The organism is Vibrio sp. FE10, from assembly GCF_030297155.1.
GTDB lineage: Bacteria > Pseudomonadota > Gammaproteobacteria > Enterobacterales > Vibrionaceae > Vibrio > Vibrio apostichopi.
This window is the reverse complement of the sequence record NZ_AP028068.1, coordinates 1,107,853-1,126,894: the sequence shown is the minus strand read 5'-3', so window position 1 is coordinate 1,126,894 and position 19,042 is coordinate 1,107,853. Positions and strand designations below refer to the sequence as shown.

At 42.0% G+C, this 19,042-nt stretch carries 19 protein-coding genes and 2 pseudogenes; 13 read left to right on the top strand and 8 right to left on the bottom strand.

Features of this window, described 5'->3' with window-relative positions; translation table 11 throughout:
- Positions 1-16: 16 nt before the first annotated feature.
- The 8 genes from QUF19_RS22025 to QUF19_RS21990 all read left to right on the top strand — a co-directional run bounded on the left by QUF19_RS22025 (position 17) and on the right by QUF19_RS21990 (position 7,434).
- Positions 17-1,459, top strand: coding sequence for a CoA transferase (locus QUF19_RS22025; protein WP_286299067.1), 1,443 nt, complete (start codon positions 17-19; stop codon positions 1,457-1,459).
- 435 nt (positions 1,460-1,894) lie between these two features.
- Positions 1,895-3,721 (top strand): DUF3604 domain-containing protein, encoded by a 1,827-nt coding sequence (locus QUF19_RS22020; RefSeq protein WP_286299063.1) that lies wholly within the window; start codon positions 1,895-1,897, stop codon positions 3,719-3,721.
- Positions 3,722-3,845: 124 nt separating this feature from the next.
- A complete protein-coding gene (locus QUF19_RS22015; RefSeq protein WP_286299061.1) occupies positions 3,846-4,673 on the top strand; it encodes a peptidyl-prolyl cis-trans isomerase in 828 nt (275 codons plus the stop codon).
- Between the two features lie 10 nt (positions 4,674-4,683).
- Entirely contained in the window at positions 4,684-5,670 is a 987-nt protein-coding gene (locus tag QUF19_RS22010) for a HupE/UreJ family protein (RefSeq protein WP_286299059.1), read from the top strand.
- A 119-nt stretch (positions 5,671-5,789) separates the two neighbouring features.
- Positions 5,790-5,912 (top strand): hypothetical protein, encoded by a 123-nt coding sequence (locus tag QUF19_RS22005; RefSeq protein ID WP_286299058.1) that lies wholly within the window; start codon positions 5,790-5,792, stop codon positions 5,910-5,912.
- Positions 5,902-6,054, top strand: a complete 153-nt coding sequence (locus QUF19_RS22000; protein WP_286299056.1) for a hypothetical protein — start codon at positions 5,902-5,904, stop codon at positions 6,052-6,054. The genes QUF19_RS22005 and QUF19_RS22000 overlap by 11 nt, the downstream gene beginning before the upstream one ends.
- Before the next feature lie 123 nt (positions 6,055-6,177).
- Complete coding sequence (locus tag QUF19_RS21995; protein WP_286299054.1) at positions 6,178-6,966, top strand: phytanoyl-CoA dioxygenase family protein; 789 nt, start codon at positions 6,178-6,180, stop codon at positions 6,964-6,966.
- A 126-nt stretch (positions 6,967-7,092) separates the two neighbouring features.
- Positions 7,093-7,434, top strand: coding sequence for a hypothetical protein (locus tag QUF19_RS21990; RefSeq protein WP_286299051.1), 342 nt, complete (start codon positions 7,093-7,095; stop codon positions 7,432-7,434).
- Between the two features lie 167 nt (positions 7,435-7,601).
- On the opposite strand, the gene QUF19_RS21985 is transcribed toward QUF19_RS21990, so the two are convergent.
- Both QUF19_RS21985 and QUF19_RS21980 read right to left on the bottom strand, forming a co-directional pair.
- Positions 7,602-8,813 (bottom strand): B12-binding domain-containing radical SAM protein, encoded by a 1,212-nt coding sequence (locus QUF19_RS21985; protein WP_286299049.1) that lies wholly within the window; start codon positions 8,811-8,813, stop codon positions 7,602-7,604.
- A 30-nt stretch (positions 8,814-8,843) separates the two neighbouring features.
- Positions 8,844-9,119, bottom strand: a complete 276-nt coding sequence (locus tag QUF19_RS21980) for a hypothetical protein (protein ID WP_102438254.1) — start codon at positions 9,117-9,119, stop codon at positions 8,844-8,846.
- Positions 9,120-9,208: 89 nt separating this feature from the next.
- Here QUF19_RS21980 and QUF19_RS26505 point away from each other — a divergent pair.
- Both QUF19_RS26505 and QUF19_RS21975 read left to right on the top strand, forming a co-directional pair.
- A pseudogene (locus QUF19_RS26505) lies at positions 9,209-9,295 on the top strand (phytanoyl-CoA dioxygenase family protein); the annotation flags it as partial.
- A gap of 20 nt (positions 9,296-9,315) precedes the next feature.
- Entirely contained in the window at positions 9,316-10,305 is a 990-nt protein-coding gene (locus tag QUF19_RS21975) for a zinc-dependent alcohol dehydrogenase family protein (RefSeq protein ID WP_286299043.1), read from the top strand.
- 448 nt (positions 10,306-10,753) lie between these two features.
- Here QUF19_RS21975 and QUF19_RS21970 read toward each other — a convergent pair whose 3' ends face one another.
- The 4 genes from QUF19_RS21970 to QUF19_RS21955 all read right to left on the bottom strand — a co-directional run bounded on the left by QUF19_RS21970 (position 10,754) and on the right by QUF19_RS21955 (position 15,256).
- Entirely contained in the window at positions 10,754-11,713 is a 960-nt protein-coding gene (locus QUF19_RS21970) for a DUF3187 family protein (protein WP_286299041.1), read from the bottom strand.
- A gap of 322 nt (positions 11,714-12,035) precedes the next feature.
- Positions 12,036-12,347, bottom strand: coding sequence for a glycine zipper family protein (locus QUF19_RS21965; protein WP_286299039.1), 312 nt, complete (start codon positions 12,345-12,347; stop codon positions 12,036-12,038).
- 128 nt (positions 12,348-12,475) lie between these two features.
- Complete coding sequence (locus QUF19_RS21960; RefSeq protein WP_286299036.1) at positions 12,476-13,729, bottom strand: patatin-like phospholipase family protein; 1,254 nt, start codon at positions 13,727-13,729, stop codon at positions 12,476-12,478.
- A gap of 90 nt (positions 13,730-13,819) precedes the next feature.
- Positions 13,820-15,256 carry a hypothetical protein gene (locus QUF19_RS21955; RefSeq protein ID WP_286299033.1) on the bottom strand — a complete coding sequence of 479 codons (1,437 nt, stop codon included), beginning with the start codon at positions 15,254-15,256 and terminating at the stop codon, positions 13,820-13,822.
- Positions 15,257-15,641: 385 nt separating this feature from the next.
- Here QUF19_RS21955 and QUF19_RS21950 point away from each other — a divergent pair, with 385 nt between their 5' ends.
- Positions 15,642-16,007, top strand: a complete 366-nt coding sequence (locus tag QUF19_RS21950) for a hypothetical protein (RefSeq protein WP_176679299.1) — start codon at positions 15,642-15,644, stop codon at positions 16,005-16,007.
- A gap of 51 nt (positions 16,008-16,058) precedes the next feature.
- Here QUF19_RS21950 and QUF19_RS21945 read toward each other — a convergent pair whose 3' ends face one another.
- On the bottom strand, positions 16,059-16,529 hold the full coding sequence (locus tag QUF19_RS21945; protein WP_239847393.1) for a DUF3299 domain-containing protein: 471 nt from the start codon (positions 16,527-16,529) through the stop codon (positions 16,059-16,061).
- Between the two features lie 92 nt (positions 16,530-16,621).
- Between QUF19_RS21945 and QUF19_RS21940 the strand changes: the two genes are divergently transcribed.
- Entirely contained in the window at positions 16,622-16,993 is a 372-nt protein-coding gene (locus QUF19_RS21940) for a hypothetical protein (RefSeq protein ID WP_286299021.1), read from the top strand.
- A 39-nt stretch (positions 16,994-17,032) separates the two neighbouring features.
- On the opposite strand, the pseudogene QUF19_RS21935 reads toward QUF19_RS21940, so the two are convergent.
- A pseudogene (locus QUF19_RS21935) lies at positions 17,033-17,548 on the bottom strand (FecCD family ABC transporter permease); the annotation flags it as partial.
- Positions 17,549-17,875: 327 nt separating this feature from the next.
- On the opposite strand from QUF19_RS21935, the gene QUF19_RS21925 reads away from it, so the two are divergent.
- On the top strand, positions 17,876-19,039 hold the full coding sequence (locus QUF19_RS21925) for an efflux RND transporter periplasmic adaptor subunit (protein ID WP_286299020.1): 1,164 nt from the start codon (positions 17,876-17,878) through the stop codon (positions 19,037-19,039).
- Positions 19,040-19,042: the final 3 nt, after the last annotated feature.

The following is a 19,042-nucleotide window of genomic DNA, read 5'->3' as shown; positions in this document are numbered from 1 at the left end:
CATCAAAGGTTTATTTATGTTACATGGTCTAGAAAACTTGAAAAAAATGGTCGATATTGAAATATCGTCAGACATTGAAAGTATTGATACGAATTACGAGCCGAGCTCAGATGAACTATCACCGTACAGTATGTCGGATAGTTTTTCTTCTTTATTAATGATGAACGGTTTGTTGGTTGCAAATATTTGGAAGCATAAAACTGGCAAAGCTCAAACCGTCACAGTTGATCATAAAAAAGCGATGGAAATGCTTTATCGCCCTAACTTCCTTCACATCAATGATCAGCCACTCTCGCTAGATGCTTTCAAGCGTTTTGAATCGCTCACTCACAAAACAAAAGATGGGTATTTTGAGACCATTACTGCACTGGAGCATTTACACGACAAGACTTTAAAAGTATTGAACTGCCCACCAGAACAGGAAGCTATTGAAGCTGCCTACTTGTCTAAAACAGCGCAAGAGTGGGAAGATATCTTTAATAAGCATGGGTTAAGTGGCACCAAGATTCGAACTCAACAAGAGTTTCAAGCGCACCCACAAGGCCAAGCTCTAAGTAAGCTTCCACCAATCCAAGTCAAAACACTTGGTACGGGTTCTAAAGTTCCGTTCAAACCGAGCGAAAGACCGCTCAGTGACGTAAAAGTGCTAGATGTTAGCCATATTATTGCAGGGCCCTCAATGTCGACCTTTTTGGCGGAACAAGGCGCTCAGGTTTTGCATATTGCCAACCCTTCCGCCGAGCGTATTACGTCAAACTACCTTGATACTGGCTTTGGTAAACGCAATGCTTACCTGAACTTTAATAAACAAAAGGATCTCGAGACGTTCTATCAGCTGATCACAGAAACTGATGTGTATGTAAATGGCTATGCTCCAGGTCGGCTTCAAGAGAAGTTTGGTTTAACAGAAGAGAAGTTATTATCAATTAACCCTAACTTAATCATCGTAACCAGTTCGGCATTTGGCGAAGTTGGACCATGGGCGAATAGGCACGGGTGGGAAAACATCGCACAAGCGGCTGTTGGTTCAGCCTTTGATCACGGCACCGAGAACCAACCGATTCTATGTCCTTACGGTTTCATTACCGATTACGGCACTGGCTTAATGGGTTCTATCGGCATTCTGAAAGCGCTTCACAACCGTGCTTTCATTGGTGGTTCCCAACGTGTCAGTGTTTCATTAGCCCAAACTTGTATGTGGTATCAAAACCAAGGTTTGAATTCGAACCCGCAGAATCAACAAAGAAGTCAAAAGAAAGACCAAGAGAACATCGATAAGAAATTCGCCACAATACATAAAGTAATTTCCGGTGGAAACATCAGCGAGAACACCATAAAAACGCCAACGCCATTTGGTGTGATCACTCATTTAAAACCAGTCTTAGAATACTCACGCACACCGGCTTACTGGGATAAACCAACCTCACCTCTAGGCTCAGATTTCCCGACTTGGAAGTAACAATATCTAAGAGGGAATAATATCTAAGCAATCAGTTGCGAGTTAGCTTTTAGCTTTAAGAGTAAATCCAAAATAAAGAACACCTTACGTTAGAAAAGCGTCTTGCTTTACTAATGTAAGGTGTTTTTGCATTCACCAAAATAATCAATAAGAGACAACCATTCACTATTGCAGTAATGCAAAAGTGAAAACCAATTTCAGATATTTTTCGCCTTTATCCTCTTGATTATACTTCTCCCATCTTAGCGACAACGAGCATTTACAGGCTTGTTCACTATCACGTTGAGTCTACGGAATAACACTTCAGGCCATGTATTTGCCCGTCACGGAATGACAAAACATAAGCACTCGTTTTATGTGTGCGGACTTTCTAAACAAACAAGATGTTAAGAAAACCTGCGTACGTTCAGTTCACCCATTTATTAGGTCATTCCTATGAAAAAAATAAACAAATTAGCAAGTTGTGTTTCTGCCATTTTATTATGCAGCAGTATGGCAGCACAGGCAGACATTACGGTTCACGAAAATAAAGAAGCGTATTTCGGTAACTTACACGTCCATACTGGCTGGTCTTTTGATGGCTTTCCGCAAGGCGCAACCTTCAACCCTGAAACGGCGTATCGCTGGGCTCGTGGTGAAAAAATTGTTGATGAAAACGGTAATGTTTTCAAAATCCAAGGTAAACCCCTTGATTGGTATTCAGTGACAGACCACGCCGAATTTTTAGGCGTATTCCAACAAATGGTCAACCCAGAAAGTGACCTTTATGACTTGGACATATCTAAGCGCTTGGCATCAAAAAACAAAGTTGTGGCTTGGGGGGCCTATGCCGACATCTTCGACTGCATGAATAAAAACAGCTGCGATCCTCGATTGGTTGACCCTAAGCTCGCAAAATCATTATTCGCGCAAACAGTCGAGATTACAGACAAATACAACACACCAGGTCAGTTTACGACTTTTGCTGGCTTCGAATGGACCTCAGGCCCTGAAGCTCGCAACATGCACCGTGTATTGATGTTCAGAGATACTGACCACATTCCAGAAATACCGTTTACCAGCTTCGATTCGAAACGACCAGAAGACCTCTGGGCATGGATGGACAAGCAACGTGAGAATGGCTCAACACTGTTAGCGATCCCTCACAATGGTAACGCCAGCGATGGTTTGATGTTCCCTGTAGATACCAGTTACGGCGGCTCTAAAGTAGACAAAGCCTATGCAGAAACTCGTATGAGAAATGAACCACTTTACGAAATCACTCAGATCAAAGGCACATCAGAGACGCACCCTGAGTTGTCTCCGAACGATGAGTTCGCAGGTTTTGAATTGTGGGATTATCGTTTAGATATGCACGGTCGTCTAACAGACAAACGAGTGGGTGGTTATGCACGCGACGCTCTACTGCGCGGTATTAAGCAAGAAGCAGAAGGTCAAGGTAACCCATACAAGTTCGGTTTCATTGGCGATGCCGATACCCACAACGGAGCAAGCACTTTCCAAGAATTCAACTTCACCGGCAAATTTGGGGTTGAAGTTCATCCAGAAGAACGCATGTACGGTTCACCGGGTAACTCAGGTCGTAACATTGAAGAAATCCGTAAGTTCAGTACGTCAGGTTTAGCTGCAGTTTGGGCAAAATCGAATACTCGAGAAGAGATTTATGATGCGTTAGCAAACAAAGAAGTTTACGCAACAACAGGAACTCGCATGAAAGTGCGAACTTTCGCAAGCTTCGACTACCCACAAGAATTGCTAAAACAAGCAGACTGGGAAGCAACGGCTTACGATGAAGGCGTGCCAATGGGTAGCGACCTAACCTCTGCAGATGTTCACGGTAAAACAGCACCAACCATTATAGTCCAAGCTGAAAAAGATCCTGATAGCGGTAACTTAGACCGAATCCAGATCATCAAAGGCTGGGTAAAAGACGGCAAAACGTTTGAAAAAGTCTACAACGTTGCGATGTCTGATGGTCGTGTTGAGAATGAACATGGCAAAGTGCCTGCCGTAGGTAACACCGTGGACGTGAAAACAGCCACCTTCACTAATGATATTGGCGCTGAGTCACTTCAAGCTGAATGGGTCGACCCTGACTTTGATGAATCACTGCATGCGTTCTACTACGCTCGTGTACTCGAAATCCCAACTCCTCGTTGGAGCACATTTGATGCAGTAGAAATGGGCACAACCGTTCCTGAAGAACTGCCAGTTTCTATTCAAGAACGCGCGTTTACCTCGCCAATTTGGTATACGCCTTAGTCTTATTGAGACTCGTCGAAAACCAAGTTTAACCTAGCTACACAATAGCACCATAGAGCCGCTCTGTGGTGCTATCCACTCAATGGATTTGATGCCCTATTTATCTGTTAAAAAGATTACTTTCATGAAAAATTTAACTGTACGTTTATTGCGCCAACCTCTAATGCATTTTTTCCTAATTGCTGCCGCATTTTTTGCTTACAACCATTACTCCGAACAACAGAAGTTCAATGAGGAGAATGTGATTGTTATTACGGAAGATAAACTTGAGCAAATCCACCTTAAATACGTAAAACTGTGGCGCAAACAGCCTACCCCTCAAGAACTACAAGCGTTAGTTCGTGACTACGCACTTGATGAAGCTTACGCACGAGAAGCAAGAAAAGTCGGCTTTGATACTAACGATGCCGTCATCAAACGTCGCCTCAAACAGAAGCTTCACTTCATGATTAATGACGTTTCCGTGATGGAGCAACCAAGCGATGAGTCGCTGTATGAGTTTTATCAAGCACACATCGATAACTACAAGAAAGCCGATATCTATAGCTTTGAGTTCATCGCACTGGACAGCACAAACGGAGCAATCAACATCAGTCCAGACTTGATTACAAGTTCGGACTCTAGCGGAAATTATTCAGAACAACCCAATCCGATCGCAGTTTCCAATTGGGATTCTTACGACGTAGATAAACGCTTCGGTTCCAAATTCTTAGAACAGTTGGCTACCCAACCTCTGGATCAATGGTCGTCACCTATCAAAGCGACATCGCAGTATTTCCAAGTGAAAGTGACGAGCAAGACAGAGAATGACTACTTCTCGTTTGATAATGCCAAAGCTCGAGTATTAGACGATTGGCGTATTCAGCGCAATCAAGAAAACCTAGACACTTACGAAAGCAAACTGCTGAACGACTATCAAGTTGTGATGAGCAACTCCGACGCCAACTCTTAAGGAAACCGTGATGAAAAAGCTAATCTCGTTACTTTTCTTATGTTTGATGACCATGTCACTGGGGGCTTACGCCGATGACATGCAATCAGCTTCGTTGCTGATCAAACAAATCGACAGCACGCACTCCGACTTTCTGTGGAAACGCCCAGTAAAAGGCGACAGAACCGTCGACCTTGATATTGTTGTTGATGGACAGAGCCAAAAAGATCACGCCAATATGCTCAGCTCGGTGATACCCGGAGCCTATGTTCAACAATGGACTATCGAGCGAGAGAATGGCTTAAAAGGGTTACAACTCGATATTAATGGTTTAACCAAGTATCAAGTGGATGTGATCGTCCGGATTGAAGATGCCGAAAACAACATCATTTCACGAGTGCTAAACGTTAGTGACCACCAGCTAAAATTGGCTGATGAGTTTAAATCTGACAACGTGATGACGGCGTACGTTAAGTTGGGAATTGAGCATATTCTGGAAGGCTACGATCATCTGTTATTTATATTGTGCTTGATCTTCATTGCGCGAACACCCAAGAAGATCGTAATGACTATTTCTGGCTTCACGATTGCTCACTCCATCACATTGATCATGTCTTCAATGGGTATGATGAACATCAGCATCGCTCCCGTCGAAGCCAGTATCGCGTTGAGCATTGTGTTTTTGGCCTACGAAATCGCATCCAATAAAACTGATAGTCTAACGTTTAAGTACCCGTTATTGGTGTCGTCGAGCTTTGGTCTATTGCATGGTTTTGGGTTCTCCTCTGTGTTAAGCGAAATCGGCTTGCCACATAATGAGGAGCTCATGGCGCTGGTCAGTTTTAATGTCGGTGTCGAAATCGGACAAGTAATTTTCGTTGCGGCGTCTTACCTGTTTATCCAACTCATCACCAAAAAGTTGACGCTGGTTTCTAACACCATGGTGAGAAATTCAATCAGTTACTTTTGTGGCGTCACATCGATGTTTTGGCTAATTCAACGCGTCATCGCTTTTTAAGACCGAACGACTATGCCTAAAACTCACTAGCTTTAACCTTTCAAATCAAATAACTAACTGGAAGGTTATGGTTGGGATAGTAAACATTAATACAAAACTCACATTCATTAGAGTCAACCATGAAAAAATTTCCTCGGAAATACCAATACCCACTAATGATTTCGATGGTACTTCCAACCATGCTACTCAGCCTGCCAGCCATCGTGGCCGCCAAGAACCGACCACAAGACGATGTTTTTTGATGCGTGGATTTTTGCTGCATGGATGGCTGCGATTGGTCAAATGCTACCATCGGCTTTGCTAGTGTTTGCTGTAGTCGCGCCAATCGTCAGGCTATTCGTGACTAAGGTTCTTTTGGAGCCAATCAATAACGAGCAGCGTTAAGTGTTATTACTGTAACAACGGATTATTCCCTCATTAGTTACTTGGTTGAATGACGCCTCTCTGGCATTATGCGCCCAAGAAATACGTGGTTATTACACGGTACAGAATGAACGAAGGTAATCAGTGGTAGAAAACAGCCAACAACTCAGTAACCAATACAACGAACATGGTTACTTTGTTATCAGAAATTATTTCGATGAAGCTCAGATTGCATCGCTTAGAAAAGTCGTGCTCAAGTTCCATGAATCATGGAAAGCAGACAACGAAGAGTTCTATCAAGAAGAGGCATTTAATTCATCTTTGATTACAGGCAGCGAGTATCTACCTGCCGACGATAGAACCGTACTGTTTGACTTCATCAGCTCAAAAAAAGTCATGGAAGTGGTCGATGCGGTAATACCGAACAAAGCTGCATTCATGAACACACAGCTGTTCTTCAACCCTGTGAACCCGCAACAAAAAGACTTCTGGCATCGTGACTGTCAATACGACTATGACATTGATGACCAAATGAAAGTCATCATGGAAACCCAAGTATTACACCTCCGTGTACCAATATTTGATGAGCCAGGGATGGAACTTATCCCCGGAACACACAAGCGCTGGGACAACGAAGAAGAATACAACGTTCGCCAAGAAGTAAATGGTAAAGTAAGCAGCGATGACATCTCTGGTGGTAAACAGATACCATTAGAAGCGGGCGACTTATTAGTCTTTTCTGCGGATATGATCCACCGAGGTCGATACGGGTTGGATCGTTTAGCATTGGATATTTTGATCTTTGACTCGGCGGCAGACTATGTCGACTACGTTGATGACGATTGCCTACCGACGTCTGCAATGCTAAGCAATATTGTTGATCCAAGACTGTTTATGAACACGCTACACTTAAAGTCGATGCAGTGCTCATAAGCGATTAACACAGTTACACCGAAAGTCACGTGACTTAAAAATAATAACAAATATGTTCACATTTAATTCATAGCGCTCGCAATAAGATAGCTTCATATTCAATATTCAATATTCGAGACAAGCAATATGAAAAAATTAATTACTAACATGTTACTACTTACAACACTTGTTTCGGGTGCTGCTTTAGCCGAAGTGAATGGTGAAGATTTTAACGAGTTCCCTAAGCAAGATGCGGCTCACTGTTTTGGTTGGGCGGCAGGCTTAGATAAAGACCAAGATTACGCTAAGTTTATTGTCGAGCTGTCGAAAGATCGCACAGTGAGTGTCAAAGAAGACCCTTATATAATGGAAGAGTTCGGCACTGCAATGGGTTATTCAGAAGCGATGTTAGAATTTGCTGGGAAAGAAGCTGCGGACGCAAAATATAAACTAGTCTGCGAACCAATCAAACAAAGCTATGGTTTTTAATCGCGGAGTTTCACAGCTACGCCAAGTAAGTTTGGTGAAAACTTTATATAAAGGCTCCACATGGAGCCTTTAAAATGAGCTAATTCAGTCATGAATCCGGACAGCCAAATTTATTTATAGCCCTCACGATTTTCATTCCATGTATTCAGCTCAATAAAGAACAAATTTTAACTGAACCAAGCAACAACTCTTTCTTTCAAGCTCACATTCTTCCGCCAAATCCAATACAAGCCTTCCTCTAACTCTTCAACGCTCATACGACTTGGTTGATACACCGGGTGGCTACCATCGTACTTAGACCAATCTTTAGTAAGGAGTCGCCCCTCTCGCTCTAACTTATTAAAAGACTCAGAACCGGGAAACGGAATCATGTAGTGTGGGATCACCTTATCAACCTTGATATCTTCAACGAACTTCTGCGTTTGTTTGAAGATAGAAGTGTCATGTTCATCAAAACCGAACAAGAAATCTCCCCATACTTCAATACCATGTGATCTTATCTCAGCAATGTACTCTTTCATCTTAGAGGGTTTTACAAAGCCTTTCTTTTGTGCCTTTAATGCCTCTTCAGATGGTGTTTCGATACCTAACAATACCGCTTTGAACCCTGACTTCACCGCTGCACTAAGCAACTCTGTGTCGCGAGCAATCAAAACTGTTGTTTCCCCGTAAAAGCTCATCTTAAGCGGCTTAATGGCTTTAAATAGAGCCATAGCATATTCACGGTCATGAGTGAGATTGTCAGAGTGCAGCTCAACCCACTCAACACCTAATGTCTTGAGATACTCTAATTCACTGACGATATTTTCAATTGGCCTTCTCTGGAACTTATCAAAGAACCTTGGCACCAAACAGAAGTTACATTTGAATGGACAACCTCTTGTCACAACTACTGACCATGTATAATTGTACGCTTCTGGATTGATGATATCTGTTGGATATGGATTGAGCATACTGAGCTCGACAGGCTCGGAACTTTCATAAATAGGCTGTAATGAGCCAAACTCTGCGTCGCGTAGTAGCTGAACCCAGTAGTTCTCTACTTCTCCCATCACCAAACAATCCGCATACACTGCCGCTTCTGCAGGGTTAAACTTAGTATGTAACCCACCGAGTATGACTTTCTTTCCTTTTTTCTTATATTTGGAAGCGAGTTCGTAAGCCCGATAAGCATCAGGCGTCGACATAAATATCACCACCAAATCGGCATCAGTATAAAGATCGGCTTTTGCACCTATGGTTTCATCAACCATATCTAATTCGTACCATTTTGGTGTTGCAGCAGCAGCTGCAAATATGTTTTGTGGAGGGCCACCAGTCGAAGCTTTGTATTTTGAGTAATCGCTGCCAGCAGACGCTTTAATTAAATAGATTTTCATAACGTGTCCTAATTATTCACTTATGCCTAGCTACAAAGAACTAAAGAACTCAAAGACCCTATTGTCCATATAGAAATATATCCCTCCCATCACAAACCAACTGATGATGATCAAGGTAAACAAAACTGGATGATCTTTTAGCTCAATACGTTCAACAAAAAAGGCTTCTTTAGCACGAAGGTTTTCCCACCCCCAAAACCAGCAAAATAGCCCCCAAATCAGAAGTAGATGAAACTTAAGAGCAAAAAAACACATGGTCAGAGCCAGCAACGTTTTCCATTTAGACATTACTTTAGGCATGTTCATCTTTCTTAACTCCTAGTCATCAAACTAGGAATCATTGTAGATAGGTGTTGGTCAACTTTTGGTTAACTATTTTCAATTTGAACAATAGATTGCCAACAGCATCAATGTTGATCAATATTATCGACCCAAGACTGTTTATGAACACGCTACACTTAAAATCAATGCAGTACTCATAATCCATGAAGGTACCCGAACCATGACTGACACTAAGCAAAATACCCGAATTAGCCAGTTTCGTTTCGGTCAGCCGAAAGAGTCCCTCAAGCTAGAGCATGTTGCTTTAGGAACGCTAGATAAAGATAAAGTTCGAGTACAAATTGAAGCGACCAACATCAATCCTAGTGATCTGTTGTCGATTTATGGAGTTGGGCAATACAAACACAGCCATCAACCGCCGAGAGTACCGGGGTTTGAAGCAGTAGGGAGGGTTTTAGAGTCCAGCCATGCTGAATTTGCAGTGAATCAGCGAGTGCTGGTGGCAACCAGTGGAACATGGCAGAACTATGTCGATGTATCACCCGACAACCTCTTCCACATTCCTCAGCACCTAGATAATGGCTACGCCTGTCAGTTGTACATAAATGCGCTCACCGCGTGGGTACTAACGACAGAAGTCGCGAAGTTGACCAAAGAAGATGTGCTGATCATCAATGCTGGTAGCTCGGCTATTGGCAAGATTCTCTCCCAGTTATCGAGCTCACTTGGGTTTCAAATCATTGTTGTGACATCACAACCTGAACGCTCTCGAACCAATTCAAACTATGTGTTAGATGCCAAAAGTGATTTGGTTGCACAGATTCAACAGCTAGGTTTACCTCGACCAACGGTTGCCTTTGATGCGATTGGCGGAACGCCCGGAACCGAACTTATTCGTACCCTTGGCAGCCAAGGGCGTTTTATCAACTATGGCACGCTTTCGCTCGATTTTTATGAACCGCGATTCTTCGAGCACGCAAAAAACCAAGCTATTGATTTCAGCACCTTCTTCCTACGTTATTGGGAAGAAGCAGAGGGGAAAGATGTCCGTCGTGACAAGTTCACGAACATGCTGGACCATTTCATTGCGAACGACATACAACTCGATGTCGACCGCTGTCTTCCGTTAGATGATGTACAAGCCGCGATTGATCTTATTGAGTCTAAAACCACACGGCTAGATGGTAAGATCATCTTAGTTTCGATGTAAACTAATCGTGGGGGGCAGTTGGAGCACATTATGTCTGTCCAATTGATTCAAAGAACGACTAGGCAGTTCAATCTGACTTTCTATGGCATGGCGTTTTATAAACAAGTTAAGTATCTGTTTGAAAATGCATAGGCGATTGATGAAAAGCATTACTCGAAAGCAAGCGTGGTAAGGAAATGATGCGTTGCTGCTTCAGCATCATTTGGGGCAATACAGCTCACCGAACCTCTCGCTGAGTTTTGCTAAATACATCCAGAGATAAAGTACTGAGATTATCTTCACTGAAAGCCCATTATATCTTACAGAGACAAGCTTTGATTTAGCATTCTACCTGGCAGACTCTCCGCCCAGAGGTGACGTGACACATCACATTAGCTCACTGAACATAAAGAAAATACCGGTCGATCACCCATGATGAAACGCTAGCTTCCTGTTGAGCATATGTTGTTTACAAGACAAATCTCAGTCCTACGGTAAAGTTAATATCCGTTGAATTATCTTTATTTCCCATATTCTCAGTGGTCGATATTTCTACGGCTACCCCCTCAAATGTTCCTCTCAAACCCAGTAAAAATTCCTTTGAAGGCTCGGAGAACGCACTATTATCATCCAACACTCCTTGATAATGGTGGTATTCAACGATCATTTCATATTGTTTGAGAAACTGAAGCGAATAACCAGCCGCAAATGACATCGTGGTATTACTTACGGGTATAGAACCCAAAGCAAGATCATTTTTTCTGTGCGTTGCACCTAAGGTGCTAAAACCCGTGTGAACACCTGAATGGTAGGAATAGTTTAACTGCAGACCTTGCTCAAAGCTTATATTTGAAAACTCAGAGTCACCCACATGATTATAGTAAAGAGAGCCTCCTACGGATAACGCATGTGCACTCGTTTCAAAGAATTGATAAGACAAGTAAGAATGCAAAGCTTTTGCCATAGTCTCACCCTCAAAGTCCTCTATAGCAGAGCCATAAGATGAACCAATATTGAACTGATCATCATCCACTTCATCACGCCCATTTTGCGCTATACCAAAAGTGTTGTGAAAGCCTGCGACTAATGAGTCAAGATGATTATTGCCAGCCCAAGAATACTGCAGCATGATTTCTGCAGAAACCTTGTTGTTTATTGGGACTTGAAAACCACTAAAAGCTTGATTTTGATAATAATCGAGTTGGAAGTCATTACTTTGAGCCCAGACACTCGCTATGGATGAAGTAATGAAAACCTCGGTGGTATCGACACTAAATGCACTTCTTAATTGGGTAGATAGAGAAGTCGATTGATAAGGAGAAGTAGCATAAGTTCTTAGTGGTGTTGACGCCACCTGAGCAAAAACAAAGTTATGGTAACTGAAAAGAATTAAAACCAATAAGAGTGCTGCGTTTCGCTTTAATAACACGAGGATGTCTCCGATATTGTCAAATATGGTATTGGATCCATCCGATGGATGTGTGCCTGAAATCTTGAGACTGCTTTGTCTGTTGGATTTTCGTTTTGGTCGGAAGAGTATATTTATTGAGCGAATAGCAATAAACCTCTCGGTTTAGCTTTGACTATTGCATTGAGGCAAAAATCTAGAACGTATTTGAAGGAGATCTGTGGTTATGGTTATGCAACTGTGGGAGCTCTACTCCTTAGAAAATAAGCAAAGCCGCACAGTTAATGAATAGGTTATTGGTAGACGAATAGAAATATGACTTTAAGTCTCTAAAAGGAGCATCCTAGTTCAAGACTTTATATCCTCGGCCGACCATGCACTGCTTCTGCACATTATTGACACCCTCTTCGTGCTGGGCTTGATTGTAAGCAGCTGCGTGTCTATGATGCAGTAACCCTCCAACAACACCAACACCTGCCCCTACTTTTGCTCCATCACTGCCATGCCCACCAGCAATAGCCGTACCTGCCGCACCGAGAGCTGCTCCCCTTGCAGCGGTACCTACGACAGAGCGACCAACTCCCTTAGTTTGCTCTTCTTGAACTTGGGTTGATAATTGCTGGCATTCCAGTAAATCTATGTTGTATTGCTCCATATTGACACCTTTAGTATCCACAATTAAGTTTGCAGAACTGAATGGCGAAAATAGAAACAATGACAGTAGTATAATTAGCTTGTTTTTATTCATGGTATATCACTCTATTTATTTAAATAATTAACACATTATTCATCGTTTAGATTTTTATCTCTTAGCTTTATTTGATGCCCATCTATCAAAGAGGCCGACCATAATGTTCCATTCTGTGCCTTTTCATATCCATATTCGTAGAGTTTGTTCATATACTCTTGGTCAAAAAATAAATCTTCACTTGGTTCAACGTCGAAGTCTTCTTCTATATAACTAAGATATGTATTTGCTTGCGCTTTATTTGTTACATAAACCTCTTTGTACAAATCGCCTCTAGTTTGAGAGAATATCAAATTATTTACACTTCTCTCGCTTAAAGAAAACACATTATCTTCTACTTTTTCAAAGTTGTTCTTTAAATATCCATTTCTTATAATATAGATATTAGGCTTTTTTGTTATTCCGTAAAGCTCTGATATTTCTTTCAAATCAAAGTCATAAGAGTTAAAGAATAATTGATGAGATAATCCACCATCAACGTGCATTTCTTCATATTCACTACCATTAGCGTAAACAGTAAAATATTGCGGAGGAAAGAACCCAGGAATCGATGAGCTCGCCATTAACACTTTATGAATAATTTCAATTTTATTAGGTATGTCGCTATCCGCAATGCGACCAATGTTCCAAACCATTTGGCGACCGGAATCAAAGTGGGTTGTGCCGATTTGGAGTCGTTTACCCTTTCGGTATTCACGAGCAATGGCTTCAATTAGTTCATCATCGTAAGTTTTCTCTATGAATTGATAGAATTTTTTCCCTTCAACCATTGATGTGCTGTATAGAGGCCATAGAGCGCCTCTCTTGTCCAAAAGATCTTGATCATTTAAAGCAAGCATTGCCGTTTTTAATTCATGAATATATTCCCCGCCAACAAATACAAAAGGTGCGGTTAACGCTCCGGTACTAACGCCGGTCACCATAGAAAATTCTGGTAACTTTCCACTGTCATATAGTCCATTAATAATTCCAGCACCGTAAGAGCCTCGTTCTCCACCACCAGAGAGGACTAACACGCTAAATTGGTCGCCCACTATACGCGGAATATTATCTTGGTTTACAATTTCACTAAGCTTAGGGTTATCTCTTACTTCCCGAAGGTACTTAGGTGTTTCATCACCAAAGAAGCGATATGGCTCATCATAAATACTATTGGTTTTAGGTGTTCTAATAATAGAAGCACTCTCATAGTTATCTTCAGTGACTCTTTTATCTATCGAGTGTGTACTTGAACATGCTACTAACACCATTGGTAAGAGCATAACTATGATTGATTTAATTTTGTTCATTGTAATTTCTCAAACTAACAATTTATATTAGATATTATCTATCCAGACTATTAATGCTAAAAATTAAACAGAGACTAATCTAGAACGGTTTTAAAATCTTCGATTTAATGTAGATACGAATTGGTGTTTACGATCGCTTACCCACCCATATTCAGCAGATACAGACCAATCCTTATTGAACGTATAATTAGCACCAACCAGACCGGACCATTTATCGACATTACTTTGCTTTACGTTGTAATCTATCCCAACACCTTCATAGGTATAAGTTCCCGTTAGCGTTAAAGTACTATCGATATATGTTGCACCAGTATATAGCGCAATAGATTGGGATCCTTTAACAGGAAATACTTTACCAATACGAGGAGTAATATTAACAATTAAACCTTCAGCATCATTTTTACGCATATCTGCGTAGGTCGCCGACATCGGTACAGTAAAGAAATAATCATGCCACCCAGTAGCTAGAATAGTTCCGACTGTATAGTTGGTGCCTCTCAAGTCAGCAGTGACGTTATAAAGCGGATCTTTACCCCTTAAACGACATACAAAGGGCTTAAGCCTTCCACTACAGTCTGTTCCAAGTTGCCCAACAAGATCGTCACCACTAAATTGAATACCAAGATCAGCTGTACCACTTATTTTCCCAACCGACCCAAACACATTCATAAAAGGGAACAACCAAGCGTCCAATTTTAATTGGGGAGATTGAGTGTCATTACTGCTGTTGTGAAAGGATACAAAATCAATTGGGTACTTTTGGGAACCGTTGATACCTACATTTAAACCTGTGATGTCCATATACTGGTAAGTATCTGTATAAACGACACTGACCCCGAAAGGCTTAGGCAATGAATAGCCTTTATCAATAACGTTTTGTGCATAAAATGGAAGAGCACGATTCCAATTCTTGGCAGTTGTTGTCTTTTCAACTTCTTTGTTTGCAGTCTGACGATCACCCAAGCCAGTCTCAGTCAGGTCATAGTTGATGGACGTAGACATAACTTGTGCACTTGTCCCCGCAGAAGCACCAGAATAATCGAGTAGATATACTGGAACATCAAGGTCACCATCTAAAATAGTGGCTTTTGACCTTCCGCCACTGCCACCAAGGTTAGCATTTGCTGCAAAGGATAAATGCCAGTTACCCTCTTTATAGGCTTCCAACTGTTCCTCAGTATCAAATATGGCGATGCCATCATATTGATGCAGCGCAAGCCCCGCACCTAAGTCATATTTATCGACGTCAATATACGTAACAGTACCATCAGTATTGTTGTATATGGATCCAATCCCTGATGACTTACCTAATATAGGAAGTTGAACCTCAGACATTCGCACAGTCGCGTACCCGTAGGCATATTCCATCTGTTCCGGAACCTCAACATAGTGCTCGCTGATCCTGTTAACGACCTCATTTGAAACTTTGTTGACCTTTTGGCGAGCTTGTTCACGATCAGCCGGAGAGTCAGGAGAACTGCATCCAACCATCAATAGTGTCAATGATATAGTGACTAATTTTTTCATTATTTTTCTTACTGTTAATTACTGATGACACAAGGAATAAGAACGAAGTTTTATTAGATTCAATCTCAAGCAATTCATAGGTGTCTGAAGGTTAAATCAAGGATGAATGAACCCCGCCTAGCCGCAGCCGTCGGTGGTCTTTCAACGCGATCCTTGATTAACGCTTTATTCGATAGTCGATTTAGGGAGAGAGTTTATTTTGTGTGCAGGTTTAGATAAATGGCTCGAAGTCGTTTTGATTATTGCTTGAGTGCAAGAGTAAAAAGAATGAAATTTCAGCTACAAGCAACGCAAAAGAATTGAACAAATTCATCAACTACCGCTGCGTGAAATCTTGATAGAACACGAACCTTTCTTCCTTGGAGCGGAAGTTTACGTATCAGGTATGACTATACCAATTGACACGGATGAAGACGGGAATCGCATCTACGAAGTCATGGTTTCTAGCGAGCACGCTACAACCAAATACTCAATCGTTGTGATCGAGCATGACTCCAAGCTTAATGCGATCAATGATAGCCAACTTATCGAGTGCAACTTTAAAAATAGCGACGCTGAAATAACCGAGGCAATCTTGGAAGTCATGGGGGAATTCGTAATCGTAATTACCCCCCTTGTATTGAAAATACCTAGGATACGACTCACTCTTCAATTTAGAGGAAACTCAAATGCCAGAGACTTGATCTTCCAAAGGAGAGTAATCCAAACAAAGAAACCTGCCGAAGCAGGTTTTTTTCTATCAGGTCTGTAATAAACCTCTAGCTTCACAATAGTTGACACACTCCCTGCGAACATTACGAGGTTATTCGTATGGCTCAACTTCCAAGCCTTCCAAAGAATATCCCACTCTATTTGCTAACTCGTTAACCGTAACCTCTGCCTTGATGGTCCCACTCACATAAATGACGCTTTGGAATTTTTCTATAGGCATTGGCTCTTTGAATTGCACATAAATGATTTGATTTTCTGGTGGCGGTGGCACATGAATGCACGCACCCGCATAGGGAACGAGTAGGAGCTGCGAGATCGTTTCACCATCAGATTCTAATGGAACAAAATATCCGGCAATCCTAATTTTTCTCTGATTCAACTCAGGGCGAATTGCATGTCTAACTAGAGATTGCTTAGCGGAAGCTTCGCCTCCGAAGTTATATTGCATCGTCTTTTCACTTTCTGGAATAAGGTCATCCCAACTGAGCTCTTCATAGGTACTGGCATTAGCACCGAACGCTGCACCCAGTAAAATCAATGTGAAGGCAATAAGTTTTTTCATGATGATGTTCGCTTTCCAATTCTAACTTAACGTTGCGAGCCGATGCTTTAAACAACAACCCACCCAAATCAATTTTAACGACGGCCATTGGAATGATTAATACCTCCAAATACGAATTAAAATTGCAACAGTGCAAGAATGGGAATGACGCTCTTCAAAGAGCAATACAGTTAGAATACAAAGCTCAAACCGAGAGCACACTGAAGAAAGCTGATGAAAAGCAATATGCCAACCCTCCTGCGGAAAGGAGTTGCCAACTTACACATCTGTGGTTGCTAATGTCTCATCGTTGCCTCTCAGAGTGGCAGCTACACACCATCACAAGCCCAAAAGAGGCAGTAGAAGCAAGATCGCAAGATCATCTTGCTTCCGGTTTAGGTTTGCATGGATCTAAGAAGGCACTTTCAACCCCAAGAATAGAGATCGAAAGTGCCCAACTGATTGGAGCTTGGAGCCGTTCCTAAGCTCCATTTTTGATGAGTTTCCCTGATTCAATAAACAAGCTACTTGCGCCAAACAAGATATAAGACAAACAACCCACCTAGCGCCGCTGTCACAATCCCAACAGGCAATTCTTGTGGCGCTAATATGGTTCGACTGACTAAATCCTCAAACAATAAGAGAACCGATCCCCACAAGGCGATCAAAGGAATAGCTCGCTTGTGAGTCACACCTGAAAACGGTCGAACAAGATGAGGCACCATCAAGCCAATAAAGCCCACCACGCCCGTCATTGAAACAATCGATGCAGTGCAAAACGCACAACAAAGAAAAATCTCACTTTGCAGGCGGTGAACATTGATCCCTAATGAGCTTGTGGTCTGTTCACTCACTAACAAAGTGTCGAGTTCGCGATAACGTTTAATCACTAAAACAATAAGACACAACACGCCAATTAAGGCAAAAATTAAGTTATTCCAACGAGCAAGCCCTAAGCCTCCCATCGTCCAAAATAAAATCGAGCTTGCCACTCTTTGATCGCCCGAGTAAATCAAAAAACTCGTAACCGCCCCTATCAGTTCCCTATTGGGAAGGTTCTATTGTGATTGAAGGAACACACTCAGGTACTGGATATATGGAGCTGACGGGGTACTAAATCAATAAAACAAACAACACAAGGTAAGAACTAACACAACCGGAGAACTAATCACCTTAACTTGTTCCTTTTCTTTGTAATCAATAGTAAATACGCACGCTGCCTAAGTTGTTGGGGAAGAGCCTTCATCCTTTTCCAAAGACCTCATAATTTATCAAAACAAAAACCTGAGCCTTAACCCTGCCTTAACCATGCAGCTGCTATTCTTTTTCTTATATTTGTAATTATGCTTCTAGGATAAGGTTTCATTATGTCTCTACCCCACGCGTTAAGATTGCCTTTGGGTTTACTTCTCTCCAGTTCTCTAATATTAGGCTGTGGCGAACAAGCTATGGAACAACGACCAGCTCCAGGTCCTATTCATGTTGATGTTTTAGACTTGACCCCAACAACACTGCGTTTAACTACCGAGTTGCCAGGGCGAATTGCTGCGTTTAAGCAAGCAGAAGTGAGACCTCAGGTAACGGGTATTCTCAAAAGCCGTCTATACAAAGAGGGTTCTCAGGTAGAAGCCGATGCAGTACTTTATGAAATTGACCCAACCACTTATCAATCCAACGTTAATAGCGCACAAGCCCAATTAGCGAAAGCACTCACGAGCGAAGATACCGCTCGAAAAACGGCACTTCGTTATAAAGAACTATTAAGAAAAAAACTGACCAGTCAGCAAGATTTTGATGATGCCGATGCGCTTTACAAAGAAGCTCAAGCTGAAGTCGCGATCCGCCAAGCGGAATTGGATTATGCCAACATTGAACTGTCTTACACCAAAATCAAAGCACCTATCTCAGGTCAAGCTGGCCTCTCTTTGGTATCGGAAGGTTCTTTGTTGACCTCTGAACAGTCTTCTTACCTGACGACAATTGTGCAAACCGCGAATGTTTACGTGGATATGCAGCAATCTTCGTTAGCGATTACCAAAATCAAAAAAGAGTTTGCGACCTTCACCGACAAAGATGCGGAGATCCCAGTAACCATCACGTTAGAAGACGGCAGTGCGTATGATGAAGTAGGCCATTTAGAGTTTTCCGACACGCTAGTCTCGGACTCAACAGGTACGGTAACGCTACGTGCCATCATTCCAAACCCTGACAATACTTTACTCGCAGGTATGTACGTTCGCGCCCATATTTCAATGCCAGAAGCACGAGGCTACCTTGTCGTTCCTCAATCTGCAGTGGTAAGAAGTCAGTCTGGTGAGCCTTCCGTTTTTGTGGTCAACCAAGACAAAAAGACAGTAAAAAAATCAGTGGTTCTCAGTAATGAAGTTGGCAACGGTTGGGTAGTTAAAGAAGGACTATCTAGCGGTGAGCAAATCGTCATCACTAATATTATCAACATGAAAAATGATATTGCAGTTGTTGTCGATAACAGTACAAGCAGCGCTGTTCCTGCTTTGGCGAGCGAGGAATAAACC

Excerpts from the sequence above, each read along its gene's own strand:
- QUF19_RS21955 (WP_286299033.1), bottom strand. The coding sequence starts at position 15,256 with ATGAAAAAATTAGTCACTATATCATTGACACTATTGATGGTTGGATGC.
- QUF19_RS22010 (WP_286299059.1), top strand. The coding sequence starts at position 4,684 with ATGAAAAAGCTAATCTCGTTACTTTTCTTATGTTTGATGACCATGTCA.
- QUF19_RS21980 (WP_102438254.1), bottom strand. The coding sequence starts at position 9,119 with ATGAACATGCCTAAAGTAATGTCTAAATGGAAAACGTTGCTGGCTCTG.
- QUF19_RS21940 (WP_286299021.1), top strand. The coding sequence starts at position 16,622 with ATGATTAATACCTCCAAATACGAATTAAAATTGCAACAGTGCAAGAAT.
- QUF19_RS22025 (WP_286299067.1), top strand. The coding sequence starts at position 17 with ATGTTACATGGTCTAGAAAACTTGAAAAAAATGGTCGATATTGAAATA.
- QUF19_RS21985 (WP_286299049.1), bottom strand. The coding sequence starts at position 8,813 with ATGAAAATCTATTTAATTAAAGCGTCTGCTGGCAGCGATTACTCAAAA.
- QUF19_RS21965 (WP_286299039.1), bottom strand. The coding sequence starts at position 12,347 with ATGGAGCAATACAACATAGATTTACTGGAATGCCAGCAATTATCAACC.
- QUF19_RS21945 (WP_239847393.1), bottom strand. The coding sequence starts at position 16,529 with ATGAAAAAACTTATTGCCTTCACATTGATTTTACTGGGTGCAGCGTTC.
- QUF19_RS22020 (WP_286299063.1), top strand. The coding sequence starts at position 1,895 with ATGAAAAAAATAAACAAATTAGCAAGTTGTGTTTCTGCCATTTTATTA.
- QUF19_RS22015 (WP_286299061.1), top strand. The coding sequence starts at position 3,846 with ATGAAAAATTTAACTGTACGTTTATTGCGCCAACCTCTAATGCATTTT.
- QUF19_RS21925 (WP_286299020.1), top strand. The coding sequence starts at position 17,876 with ATGTCTCTACCCCACGCGTTAAGATTGCCTTTGGGTTTACTTCTCTCC.
- QUF19_RS21975 (WP_286299043.1), top strand. The coding sequence starts at position 9,316 with ATGACTGACACTAAGCAAAATACCCGAATTAGCCAGTTTCGTTTCGGT.
- QUF19_RS21960 (WP_286299036.1), bottom strand. The coding sequence starts at position 13,729 with ATGAACAAAATTAAATCAATCATAGTTATGCTCTTACCAATGGTGTTA.
- QUF19_RS22005 (WP_286299058.1), top strand. The coding sequence starts at position 5,790 with ATGAAAAAATTTCCTCGGAAATACCAATACCCACTAATGATTTCGATG.
- QUF19_RS22000 (WP_286299056.1), top strand. The coding sequence starts at position 5,902 with ATGTTTTTTGATGCGTGGATTTTTGCTGCATGGATGGCTGCGATTGGT.
- QUF19_RS21990 (WP_286299051.1), top strand. The coding sequence starts at position 7,093 with ATGAAAAAATTAATTACTAACATGTTACTACTTACAACACTTGTTTCG.
- QUF19_RS21950 (WP_176679299.1), top strand. The coding sequence starts at position 15,642 with ATGACTATACCAATTGACACGGATGAAGACGGGAATCGCATCTACGAA.